Source organism: Collimonas sp. OK412, assembly GCF_900112135.1.
Taxonomy (GTDB): domain Bacteria; phylum Pseudomonadota; class Gammaproteobacteria; order Burkholderiales; family Burkholderiaceae_D; genus Collimonas; species Collimonas rhizosphaerae.
Genome location: NZ_FOLC01000026.1, coordinates 53,117 through 66,092 on the forward strand (window position 1 = coordinate 53,117; position 12,976 = coordinate 66,092).

8 protein-coding genes are annotated in these 12,976 nt (G+C 57.6%); 4 read left to right on the forward strand and 4 right to left on the reverse strand.

What is annotated here, in order from left to right:
- From mltB to BM062_RS20895, 4 genes are read right to left on the reverse strand one after another with little or no spacing between them, the layout of a single operon-like run.
- Entirely contained in the window at positions 1-1,128 is a 1,128-nt protein-coding gene (gene mltB, locus BM062_RS20880) for a lytic murein transglycosylase B (RefSeq protein WP_092400436.1), read from the reverse strand.
- A complete protein-coding gene (locus BM062_RS20885) occupies positions 1,119-3,230 on the reverse strand; it encodes a transglutaminase TgpA family protein (protein WP_092400438.1) in 2,112 nt (703 codons plus the stop codon). Before BM062_RS20885 ends, mltB begins: the two co-directional genes overlap by 10 nt.
- Complete coding sequence (locus BM062_RS20890) at positions 3,227-4,228, reverse strand: DUF58 domain-containing protein (RefSeq protein WP_092400440.1); 1,002 nt, start codon at positions 4,226-4,228, stop codon at positions 3,227-3,229. Before BM062_RS20890 ends, BM062_RS20885 begins: the two co-directional genes overlap by 4 nt.
- A gap of 37 nt (positions 4,229-4,265) precedes the next feature.
- Positions 4,266-5,186 carry an AAA family ATPase gene (locus BM062_RS20895; RefSeq protein ID WP_092400442.1) on the reverse strand — a complete coding sequence of 307 codons (921 nt, stop codon included), beginning with the start codon at positions 5,184-5,186 and terminating at the stop codon, positions 4,266-4,268.
- Positions 5,187-5,406: 220 nt separating this feature from the next.
- Here BM062_RS20895 and BM062_RS20900 point away from each other — a divergent pair, with 220 nt between their 5' ends.
- From BM062_RS20900 to BM062_RS20915, 4 genes are all read left to right on the forward strand, one after another.
- A complete protein-coding gene (locus BM062_RS20900) occupies positions 5,407-6,345 on the forward strand; it encodes a histone deacetylase family protein (protein WP_092400444.1) in 939 nt (312 codons plus the stop codon).
- A 164-nt stretch (positions 6,346-6,509) separates the two neighbouring features.
- Positions 6,510-7,445: a ribosome biogenesis GTPase YlqF gene (gene ylqF, locus BM062_RS20905; RefSeq protein WP_092400446.1), complete on the forward strand. Its 936-nt coding sequence runs from the start codon at positions 6,510-6,512 to the stop codon at positions 7,443-7,445.
- Between the two features lie 1,122 nt (positions 7,446-8,567).
- Complete coding sequence (locus tag BM062_RS20910) at positions 8,568-9,080, forward strand: DUF4019 domain-containing protein (RefSeq protein ID WP_092400448.1); 513 nt, start codon at positions 8,568-8,570, stop codon at positions 9,078-9,080.
- 111 nt (positions 9,081-9,191) lie between these two features.
- A partial coding sequence (locus tag BM062_RS20915) for a beta strand repeat-containing protein (RefSeq protein ID WP_371326618.1) occupies positions 9,192-12,976 on the forward strand: 3,785 nt, incomplete at its 3' end.

Below are 12,976 nucleotides of genomic sequence, written 5' to 3' on the forward strand. Positions count from 1 at the left end.
TTATTGCGCAGTGCGGGCCACCCGCACCGCACGTCCCAGGTCCACCACCGACATCGCATAAAAGAAGCTGCGGTTGTACTGCGTGATGGCGTAGAAATTATCGGTCCCGAGCCAATACTCGGCCGGCGCCTGGCCGTTTTGCAAGTCGATCAGGCCGTACCGTATGTCGTTCGGCGGCACTACGCCAGGCACCACGCCGGCCGCGGTCAGTTCATCCAGCGGATATTTGGCTTCCAGGCCCTGCCCGATAAAAGCCTGCCACCGGTTTTCGGCGCTGGTGTCGGTCGACAGTGTCGCCGGGAAGACCACCGGCAGGCCGGTTTTCCAGCCGTGCTCGGCCAAGTAATGGGCTACGCTGCCGATCGCATCGACAGGTGAATTGCGCAAGTCGATTTTCCCCTTGCCGTCAAAATCCACGCCGTACTGGCGGATGCTGCTCGGCATGAACTGCGGCCAGCCTATGGCGCCGGCATATGAGCCCAGCAAGGTAAACGGATCGATGCCCGACTCCCGGGCATACAGCAGGGTACTTTCCAGTTCGCCGCGGAAAAACGCCATGCGCGCTTCGCGCGTTGGCGTATTCGGATAATCGAACGCCAGCGTGGTGATGGCGTCCATCACCCGGAAGCTGCCGACATTGCGGCCGTACACGGTTTCGACGCCGATGATGCCGACGATGATTTCCGCCGGCACGCCGTACTGCGCCTCGGCCCGGTTAAGGGCGTCAGCGTAGGTATTCCAGAAATCGACGCCGGCCTGGATCCGCACCGGCTCGACAAAGCGGGCACGGTAAGCCGCCCAGTTCTTGGGTTTGCTGGCCGGAGCCGGCTTCATCAGCTGGATCGCGCTGTCGACGTAACGCACCTTGTTGAACATGGCGACCAGTTCATTCCGGTCGAAGCCGTTTTTTTCGACCATCTGGTCGATGAATGCCGAGACCTCTTTCCAGTCGGCGAAATTGGCGAACTCGCCATCGTCGGCAACGCTGCTCGCTTTGCGGATTTTTGCCGAAGCAACTTTGCCGGAACTGTTTTGCTGGGCCTGCAGAGCGGGACTGGCAGAGATCGCCAGGGCAAGAGCGCAAAGCTGGGCGACGGTAAGGAGACCTGGGGTTGATTTCATCGACATTGGGAAAGCAGTAATTTTAGTTGTGCCATCAAAGGCGCCGGCGGTTTATTGTGCGGCCCGTAGTCGGCGCCATATTGCAGGGCTTCGTACAAATCCATGAAGCGCTTGACCGCCATTTTGACGGAGGGCGACAGCGGCGAGTCGCCGGCACACAGGCGACGGCCGTAAGTGGCCGGCCCCTCATGCTTGTTGCGCGCCATGCCGCGCCGCGCCATCTGCGCGCACAGCGAAGAGTATACCGTATCGAGCGGGTTGCTCTTGTTTCGCGCCAGCAGCAAGGGCAGGGTGACGCTGCCGGCTGCCACCGCGCCTATGGCCAGCATCACGATGCCCAGGCTGCGCCAGTCCAGTTCACCCAGTCCCAGCCAACGCATCAATCCCATTTGCCGCGCCGGCGTGTAGTTCAGGACCCATTGGTTCCAGCCATTGCTGAGCGCTTCCCAATTGGCGCGCAGCAGAGCCGTCGCGTTGTTCAGGCTCGACCACCAATTGGCCTGGCCGGCAGGCCCTCCCAGCAGGTTGCCGAAGAAGGAACGCGGCAGCAGATTGCCGAGCTGGGTCTCGATCCTGTTCGGCGCCACCGCAGCCGTAGGATCGACCCTGACCCAGCCGCGCGGCGGCAGCCATACTTCGGCCCAGGCGTGGGCATCGGATTGGCGCACCGTCATCATGTCGTCGACCGGATTGATTTCGCCGCCTTGGTAACCGGTCACCACGCGTGCCGGAATGCCTGCCGCACGCATCAGCACCACAAAGGAGCTGGCGTAGTGTTCGCAAAAACCGGCACGGCTGGAAAACAGGAAATCGTCGACGCTATTTTTGCCCAGCAGCGGCGGCTCCAGCGTATAGCTGAAATTTTCATTGCGGAAGAAGCTCAGCACCGCCTTCACCAAGGCAGCATTGTCCGGCCATTTTTCATGCAGGCTGGCGGCAAATTCCAGCGTGCGCGGATTGAAGTTGTCCGGCAATGCCAGTGCCTGCTGCATGCCGCTTGCCGTGATCGGGTCTGGCGATTTCGATCTCAGATTCGATACGACATCGTAGCGGATACGCTCATTGATCGCTCGCGCCGCGCGCAGCTGGTGGTCGGCAGTCAGCAGTACCGGGATGCCGTCCAGGGTCGGCGCCAGCTGCGGCGTTTCCAGGGCAAACAGCCAGCGCTGGCCATTGGCTTCCATCGTGATTTGCTGTTGCACAGCGGTTGCCGGGTTAGGGCTGGCCACGGGTTGGATCTGGGTTTCAGCGTCAGCCGTATTGCGGCTCGCTCGTCCTTGGGTCCAGGTGCGGCCATCGAAATCGCTCAACACTATGCCGCGCCAGTAGCGCTGGGCAGGAGCCGGCGGCGTGCCGGAGAATTTGACGCGGAACGCAATATCGTCGGATAAGGCAAGTTGCGCGATATTCCCCGGCGTCATATTGTCCGACATGCCGCTGTGTCCGCTGTGCGCATCGCCAGGCAAGCCCCACAATGGCCCCTGGATGCGCGGAAACAGCAGGAACAGGATCAGCATCAGCGGCAGCGCCATGGCCAGTATCGTGGCGCCCAGGCGCAGCCGCTGCTTGAGCGGCGGCACCATGCCGGTATATTGGAAAGAAAGCTGCGCCGTCAGGATCAGCACCAGGGTTGCCATCATCCACAGCAGGGACAGCATGCTTTGGGAATAGAAGAAAGTGGTGAGCAGCAAAAAGAAAGTCAGCAGCAGCACCACGAACAAATCGCGCCGCGCACGCATCTCCAGCAGTTTGAACGTCAGCAACAGCGCCAGCATCGCCACCCCGGCATCGCGTCCGAATAAAGTGCGGTAGTCGATATAGACTCCGCCCATGGTGAGCGCCGCCAGCGGCAGCAGCAGCCATAGCGGCGGCAGGCGCTGGCCGCGCAAGGTGATCCAGGCGCGCCACAGCAGCAACCCGCCGCAGACCAGCGAGTTCCACCAGGTCAGATGCAGGAAATGCGGCAGCAGCACCATGGCGCAGGCGCTGAGCAGCAATACGGTGTCGCTCTTGTCGCGCGACAGGGAATGCACGTACGTGCTTGAGATGCGGTACAAGGGTTTGCTCTCAAGTTCAGCCTTGATCTGCTGCATGGACCTGGTGTTCATGGCGCCCCCTGGTAAAGCGCCAGCGCACGCAGGCAGGCGCGCTGGTGGGCCGGCCCCAGCGCTGCCGCATAAACGCTGTCGCCGAGGCGGAATGCATAAGCCAGCTGGCGCGCTTCCGCCTCCAGTATCCAGCGCGTCATGCGCGAGAGTTTATCCTCGAGCGTCATGTCGTAGGGCAGGGATGCAAAATCGATAGCCAGGTCGCTGACTGCGCCGCCTTCGAACTGCTTGGTGATCAGCTTGGCGTCGAGATCGGTGTCCAGCCGGGCGATCTGGCGCCAGGCCAGGTGCTTGAGCGAGTCGCCGCTCTGGTAGGTGCGCACGCCGGCAAAATCCTGGTGGCCGGCAACGCCGTTGCCGTCGCTCTTTTCGATCGGCTCCAGCGGCAACGGCGGTGCCGATGCCGACGCTTCCGGCTGCGGGTATACCAGGGCCCGGCTGTCCGGCTGCCAGTAACTCCATGCCCGCAGCAAGCCAAGCGGAAAGCGGGTTCGCAAGCGTATTCTGGGAGCCGGCTGCCAGCCGCGGTGGGTGGTGGTCAGCGCCAGCGTCAGGTGGCTGGTGCTATGGGCCGAGACATCCATCGCGCGTTCTATGGCGGGCAGGCCGCGTCCGATGAAGCCGAGCATGATCGCGTAACGGGCATGCTTGCGGCGGTTCGTCAGGTGCAGTTCGAACAGCGCGTCCTCGCCGGCAAATACCGCGGCTGCCTTGCCTGCCGTCAGGTACAGATAGGCGAGGTTGCGGAACGTCAGGTGCATGTCGATGACAGCGCAGGCGGCCAGCAGGAAGGTCAGGCCAAAACCGAGGCTCAGGTTGTAATTGACCGAGCACAAGAACAGCAATACCAGCACGACCGCAAACGCCAGCCCGGGACGGCTCGGCACGATGAACACGCGCCGCTGGGTAAGCAATACTTCACCCGCTTCGGCGTCGCGCAGCTGGAACAGAGACTGGTCGAGCCAGTTTCGGAATCGTTGGCGGAGAGATGTCAGCATAGTGGCGGGGGCAGGCTGGCAGCCATGAAAACGCCGGTTAAACCGCGACCGACTTCATCAGCTGCAGCACCAGGTCGCGTGCGCCCAGGGTGCTGCCGGCATGCGCCTTGAGCGGGCGCAGGCGATGCGCCGTCACCGGCACCAGGACCGCCTGCACATCCTCTGGAATGACATGGTTGCGTCCTTCCATGGCAGCCCAGGCGCGCGCGCCCTGCAGCAGTGCGATGGCGGCGCGCGGGCTCATGCCTTCCGCGAACAGGCCGTTCTGGCGCGAGGCATGGGCCAGCGCTTGTACGTAGTCGATCAAGGAAGCGGAGGTATGGATCTGCTTCAATGCTTGCCTGGCTTCGATCAGTTCCGCCGCCTGCATCACCGGCGCGATCGATTTCAGCAAGACGCGGCGGTCTTCTCCCATCAGCAGCGCACGCTCGGCGGCGGCGTCCGGATAACCCAGCGACAGGCACATCAGAAAGCGGTCCAGCTGCGATTCCGGCAAGGCGAAAGTGCCGACCTGGTGGGCCGGGTTCTGGGTGGCGATGACGAAGAACGGCTCCGGCAGGTCGCGCGTCACGCCTTCCGCGGTGACCTGGCGTTCTTCCATCGCTTCCAGCAGCGCCGACTGGGTCTTGGGCGTGGCCCGGTTGATTTCATCCGCCAGCAGCACCTGGGTGAATACCGGGCCTGGATGAAATACAAAGCTGCTCTTCTCGCGATCAAAAACCGAAATCCCCACCACATCCGCCGGCAGCAGGTCACTGGTGAATTGCAGCCGGTTAAAGCGCAGGCCCAGGGAAATGGCCAGCGCATGCGCCAGGGTGGTCTTGCCGACCCCGGGCACGTCCTCGATCAAAAGGTGGCCGCCTGCCAGCAGGCATACCAATGCCTGGCGGATCTGGTGGTCCTTGCCGACGACGATCTGGCCGACCTGCTGTGCAACTGCGTGGATTTTTGCGAACATGGGTTTGTCTGGTGAGGGCAGCGTAACGGAGAGAGAATCATACAAACTTCCCCGGAGTTATCCTAGTTCCTTTGAAGAAATGCGGTGTTTTTTTCAAGCAGTCGCGATTTCAGTGGGCCGATTCGACGGGATTGGGCGGATACGCTGACCCATCCCCCGGTTCTTGGGTACACTAACAGGATCGCAGCCCCATTTTCAGCAAGACTTTTGGCGAGATCAATTGACTACTGCTTTCTATACCCATCACGATTGCAAGCTGCACGACATGGGCGCCGGTCATCCGGAATCGCCGGCCAGGCTGCAGGCGATCGAAGACCAGCTGATTGCCAGCCGCATCGACCAGCTGCTTGATTACCGCGGCATGCCGCTGGCGCAAGAGAGCGACCTGGCGCGCGTGCATAGCGCTGCCATGATTGCCCTGGTCAAAGAGCATAGCCTGGCGCTGGCCGGCAAGGCGGGCTGCTATCCGCTCGATCCCGACACGTCGGTCAACGCGTATAGCTGGCAAGCCGCGCTGCGCGCCGCCGGCGCGGCACTGGCAGCGACCGACGCCGTGCTGGCAGGCGAAGTCAGCAATGCCTTCTGCGCGGTGCGTCCGCCAGGGCACCACGCTACCTCTCGCACCCCCATGGGATTTTGCCTGTTCAATAACATTGCGCTTGCCGCCCGCCACGCGCTGGAGGCGCACGGGCTGGAGCGGGTGGCGATTGTCGATTTCGATGTCCATCACGGCAATGGCACCGAAGAGATTTTTGCGCATGATCCACGGGTGCTGATGGTCAGTTTTTTCCAGCACCCGTTTTACCCGCATTGCGGTACCGAGCCGGAAGGCGACAATACCGTCAACATCCCGGTGCCGGCCTACAGCGATGGCGCCGTGGTACGAAAGTTGGTGACGGAGCAATGGCTGCCGGCGTTGAATGCGCACCGGCCGCAAATGGTCTTTGTTTCGGCCGGCTTTGACGCGCACCGGGAAGACGATATGGCGCAGATGGGGCTGGTCGAGGCAGACTACACCTGGCTTACCCGGCAAATCATGGCAGTCGCCGCAGAACATGCGGAGGGCCGCATCGTCAGCTGCCTGGAGGGCGGCTACAACCTGTCGGCGCTGGGCCGCAGCGTGGTCGCGCACATGAAAGTGCTGGCCGAACTCGAATAACCATGTTGCCGCAGGGGCATGGGAAAAGGCTTCGGGAGGGCCTTGCCAGGTGCGGCGGTTTGACGTTCTGCGCCCAGCGCCATGCGATGCGCGGCTTCGGGATTGAGGTAGGACCGGAATAAGTCCGTACAATAGCGGTTTATTTTAGCCAGACAAGACTACGCATGTCCATACAATGGTTCCCCGGCCACATGAACGCCGCCCGCAAGAAGGCGGCGGAAGCCATGGAGAAGGTCGATCTCGTGATCGAAGTGCTCGACGGCCGCCTGCCGCAAGCCAGCTGCAATCCCATGATCGAACAGCTGCGCGTGTTTCGCCAGCGCCCCTGCCTGAAGATCCTGAACAAGAGCGACCTGGCCGATCCGGCCGTGACGCAGGCTTGGCTTGCCTATTACAACAGCCAGAAGAATGTCCACGCAGTGGCGCTGAGCTGCAAGAAACCTTCGGACGTGGCCAAGATCCCGGGTTTGTGCCTGACCCTGGCGCCGCACCGCGGCACGCCCTTGAAGCCCCTGCGCATGATGATCATGGGCATTCCCAACGTCGGCAAATCGACATTGATGAACGCCTTGCTGAAGCGCCGTGTGGCAGCGGTAGGCGATGAGCCGGCCGTGACCAAGGTGCAGCAGCGGCTGTACCTGGGCAACAATATGGTGCTGATCGATACTCCCGGCATGTTGTGGCCGAAGATTGCCCACCCGAGCGACGGCCTGATGCTTGCCGCCAGCCATGCCATAGGCACCAACGCATTGATTGAGGAAGAGGTCGCCACGTTCCTGGCCGATGAACTGCTGGTTCGCTACGCGCCCTTGCTGGCTGCGCGTTACGGCATCAAGACGGAAGGCATCGACGGCGTCAGCGTGATCGAAGGGGTGGCGGTGCGGCGGGGATTTCGTCTCAAGGGCGGCGACCTGGATCTGGAAAAGGCCGCGCATACCTTGCTGCAAGATTACCGTACCGGAGCGCTAGGCCGCATCAGCCTGGAAACGCCGCAAACGCGCGCCGCCTTGCTGGCGCGCCACCAGGAAGAAATCGCGCGGCGCCAGGCGGAAGCCGCCGAGGCGGAGGCGGAAAGCGACGGGCACGACGATACCAGGTAGCTTGCTCCAGCTCTGCAATGAACCCGCAATGACTATGTCATTGCGGGTTTTTTATTGCCTGGGCGGTCTGCGGGCGGTTATAGGATAGGGCGGATTTTGCTGTCGAATTGGCAATCAACTTTACATTTCCATTTGTCGCACAGGATTTCACTGCGCTACGACAAAAAATTCTCAAGCAACGTTAACACGCTGCGCAGCATTGTTCCTCTGCTGGCCTCAAATGTCATGTCAAGCTTTGAAGCGGTGTCTATTCTTCCTGGGAAAAATTGCAATTTAAGCTAGATGAAATGATATTTTCTGCGATCGACAGATCGCTTTGTGATGATCAGATTTTAATGTTTGTTCACATAATTTCTCATTTGTAATTTATTAATTATAAGAAACATTATTTATCATTTCCATGAAGAAATAAATGGCGAATTTAGTTCCATGTGGCAAGTTTAGATTTCAAGGCGGCGAATTAATTCGATCTATTTTCCTTGATTTACGGAAACCTCTCATTTTTGATATTCAAAATCGATATAACTTACAAATCTCTATTTATATAGGGAGATAAGGTTTTTTCGGAAAAAATAGTGTTAATAATGCAATAAAAATAGAGATTTTTCTGAAAAACTTCATCGTCATATACAAATTTATTCGTTGTTTATTGGCGACTTTGGGGAACTTATTTTGATGACATAAATGTTAATTGAAATTAACATTTGGCACTTCCATGAAATTATGAATCTGGACATTTATTGATATCCAAATTACATCATTGGATGAAGTGCTGAACGTCTTGGAAAAAATGGGCATTGCGCAAATCGCGGCGCCTTCATTTATCTGTCGGCAATTTTGACAGAGCAAGCCGGATACGGGTTTGAACTGGCTGTTTTTTTTGCAGCAAAGTGATTGGCAAGAAGGACTCAAAGTAGCAACGAATGTTACTTAAAGTCCAATATTGTTAATTCAAAAAAGGCAACTGCGGAACTGGATTCCGCTCGCCTGGCAAGTCGTCTGAGCTCCAAATTTTTCAATCGAGGTCCGAGGCAAGTGCCCAAGTCACTTGAACTCCCTGCCTTTGATGCGATGAAGCCGAGTTCTTTTTGGTTATGAAACGTCAAATTTTCAAGGTGGAAAATGAGTAAATTGCATCAGAGGATATCGATTGAATCCTTGCTCAATGGCGTACAGCCCCTGCGCAGCAGGTTCTGCAGCGCACTCAGGATGGTGAAGCTGGCGGCGTTGTTTGCCGCCGGCATGCTGTTCTCGGCAGCCGCAATGGCGCAATCTGCCGACGCCGCCATTGAGACAGCGAAACAATGGCTGGCTCTGGCCGATGCCGACCAGGCAGGGCAGATGTGGGAGCAAAGCGCTGCCTTGATGAAAGACCAGTCTGACCGGAAAGCCTGGGTCGCCTATATCGCCACCGTGCACAGCCAGTACGGTGCGGCGCCCGACAAGCGCATCTGGCAAGCGATGGAGCATCAGATCGATCACCCCAGCTTGCCTCGCGGCGAATTTTCCAGCGTCACCTTTATGTCGGGTTATGTCAAAGCGCGTGCCTGGGAAAAGGTCGCGCTGGTCTGGCAGAACCAGCGCTGGGTCCCGGTCGGCTACCAGTATGGTCCGGCAGAGATCGCTGCGAAATGACGCCGTGCCTGCATCCCTTTGGCTGCGCTCATTTATTTCCCTATTTTTTTCCATGTGATCTCGCTTGCGCGATCAGTCTGATCCCTTGCAGCAAGCCTCACCACATCTTGAATCGAGCTTTTCATGAATAAAGTTTACCGTACCGTCTACAGCGAAGCACTTGGTGCCTGGGTTGCTGTTTCCGAAAATACTGCAGCGCGCGGCAAGCGCAGCAGTTCGAAAGTGGGGGGTGTAATTGCCGCTGCGGTATTGGGGGCAACCGTATTGATGTCCCCAGCTGCATTTGCGACTTATACCAACGGTACTTCCGGCACGACTACTGGAGCAGGCAGTACGGGTATCGCTATCGGTTCGGGGACCGCTGCCTCGGGTGGGCAGGCATCGGCAAACAATACTGGGGGTACGGCAATTGGTAGCGCTGCGGTCGCGAGTGGCTCACTGGCGACTGCTGTTGGTAGTGGCGCGACTGCAAGTAACACGCAGGATAGCGCATTTGGCAACGGGGCGAATGCCAGCGGCGGGAACTCAACCGCAATTGGGGTTGGTGCCTCCGCAAGTGGTTCACAGGCTACTGCTGTCGGAAATGGTGCAATTGCTGCAAACACGGCCGCTGTCGCGTTAGGTAATGGAGCAAACGCGGCTACCGTCTATAGCATAGCCATTGGTAACAACTCGTCGGCGTCAGGAGGGAGCTCAACTGCGATTGGATCCGGTTCCAAGGCGAGCGGTGTCGGAGCGTTTGCGTTGGGTGATGATGCCATCGCCGGCGGTGCTTCAGCGGTCGCGATTGGCGGCGGGGCCGGTACCGGCAGTGGTGGTGCAAGTGCTGCAGGAGCGCAATCCATTGCGATTGGTCAATTATCAGTCGTATCTAGCACCGCCGCCAATGCTGTTGCTATTGGTGTCGGGGCAAATGCAAAATATACCAACAGTGTGGCTCTTGGACAGGGCAGTGTTACTGGAACGGCCGCGCCGACCGGTGTGGGCTTTTTGACCGGAACCACAGCGCCCTTGTCTGAAATATCAGTCGGCGCCACTTCCGCTTTGCGTCGCATCACCAATGTAGCAGATGGTTCTGCAGCTCAGGATGCCGTAACCGTTAACCAGCTGAGTACGGGAATGAGTACTACGACAAGCAGCATCAGCAGCTTGTCTACATCGACTTCCACAGGTCTGAGTACGACCAACAGCAGCGTGACGTCGCTGTCGACTTCCACCTCGACGGGCTTGAGTACGACTAATAGCAACGTGTCTTCGCTATCGACGTCTACATTGACCGGGTTGAGCACTACCAATAGCAGCGTTTCGTCGTTATCTACATCCACTTCAACCGGTATCAGCACGTCACGGGTGGCGGAAGCCTCCTTGTCAACGGGCTTGAGCACCGCCAACAGTAATGTCTCTTCGCTATCCACATCGACTTCGACTGGCATAGCTTCTCTGTCGACGTCAACGTCGACCGGTCTGAGCACGACCAACAGCAGCGTGACTTCGTTGTCGACTTCAACTTCGACTGGGTTGAGCACGACTAATAGCAATGTTTCGTCGCTGTCGACATCGACATCGACCGGCCTGAGTACAACGAACAGTAATGTTTCGTCGCTATCGACGTCTACATCTACCGGCTTGAGCACCACCAACAGCAATGTTTCATCGTTGTCGACATCGACATCTACCGGCATCGTCTCGCTGTCGACTTCAGCTTCGACTGGCCTGAGTACCACTAACAGCAATGTCTCGTCGTTGTCGGCTTCGACATCTACGGGCATTGCTTCGCTGTCGACTTCGACTTCGACCGGTCTGAGCACGACTAACAGCAACGTGTCTTCGCTGTCGACTTCAACCTCGACTGGTTTGAGTGCGACAAATAGCAATATCTCGTCGCTGTCCACTTCGACGTCTACGGGCCTGAGCTCCACCAACAGTAATGTCTCATCGTTGTCGACTTCGACATCTACCGGTATTGCTTCGCTATCGACTTCAACTTCGACTGGTCTAAGTACCACTAACAGCAATGTTTCATCGCTGTCGACATCGGCATCGACCGGCCTGAGCACGACCAATAGCAGCGTTTCATCGTTATCTACATCCACTTCAACCGGTATCAGCACGTCACGGGTGGCGGAAGCCTCCTTGTCTACGGGGTTGAGCACTGTCGGCAGTAATGTTTCATCGTTGTCTACTTCGACTTCTACTGGCCTGAGCACCACCAACAGCAATGTGGTGTCGCTATCGACATCTACGTCAACTGGGATCGCTTCATTGTCGACATCAACGTCGACAGGCTTGAGCACGACCAATAGCAATGTGGCATCGTTGTCGACATCCACGTCAACCGGTATCGCCTCCTTGTCGACATCAACATCGACCGGTCTGAGCACTACCAACAGCAACGTGGCGTCGCTGTCGGCTTCCACCTCGACGGGCTTGAGTACGATTAATAGCAACGTGTCTTCGCTATCGACGTCTACATCGACCGGGTTGAGCACTACCAATAGCAGCGTTTCGTCGTTATCCACATCCACTTCAACGGGTATCAGCACGTCACGGGTGGCGGAAGCCTCCTTGTCAACGGGCTTGAGCACCGCCAACAGTAATGTCTCTTCGTTATCCACATCGACTTCGACTGGCTTGAGTGCAACGAATAGTAATGTTTCGTCGTTGTCCACATCGACATCTACTGGCATAGCTTCGCTGTCGACTTCAACGTCGACAGGTTTGAGCACGACAAACAGCAATGTCTCGTCGTTGTCGACATCGACATCTACCGGCATCGTCTCGCTGTCGACTTCAGCTTCGACTGGCCTGAGTACTACTAACAGTAATGTCTCGTCGCTGTCGACATCGACATCTACCGGCATCGCCTCGTTGTCGACTTCAACCTCGACTGGTCTAAGTACGGCCAACAGCAATGTGGCGTCGCTATCGACGTCTACCTCGACCGGCTTGAGCACCACCAATAGCAATGTTTCATCGCTATCGACCTCGGCTTCGACGGGTTTGAGCACCGCCAACAGTAATGTCTCATCGCTATCGACCTCGACCTCGACAGGCCTGAGTACGACTAACAGCAACGTGTCTTCGTTGTCGGCATCAACCTCGACCGGCCTGAGCACCACCAATAGCAGTGTCTCATCACTGTCGACATCGTCTTCAACTGGTTTGAGCACGACCAATAGCAACGTGTCTTCGCTGTCGACTTCAACTTCGACTGGCCTGAGTAGCACCAACAGTAATGTCTCATCGTTGTCGACATCGACATCTACCGGTATTGCCTCGCTGTCGACGTCGACTTCCGCCGGGATCGCTTCGTTGTCGACCTCGACCTCGTCAGGCCTGAGTACGACCAACAGCAATGTCATATCGTTGTCGACGTCTACGTCAACCGGTATCGCATCATTGTCGACTTCAACATCGACTGGCTTGAGCACGGCCGGCAGCAGCGTTTCGTCGTTGTCGACCTCTTCTTCTACAGGCCTGAGTACTACTAACAGTAATGTTTCGTCATTGTCGACTTCAACTTCCACAGGTCTGAGCACGACTAATAGTGGCGTGTCTTCGCTGTCGACATCGACATCCACCGGCATCGCCTCGTTGTCGACTTCAACTTCGACTGGCTTGAGTACGACGAATAGCAGTGTCTCGTCGCTCTCCACATCGACGTCAACTGGCTTAAGCACAACGAACAGCAATGTTTCGTCGTTGTCCACGTCGGCGTCTACGGGCTTGAGCACCACCAATAGCAATGTGGCGTCGCTGTCGACATCTACCTCGACCGGTTTGAGTGCCGCCAATAGTAATGTCTCGTCGTTGTCAACGTCGACATCTACTGGCATCGCTTCATTGTCGACCTCAACCTCGACGGGTTTGAGTACGACCAACAGCAACGTGTCTTC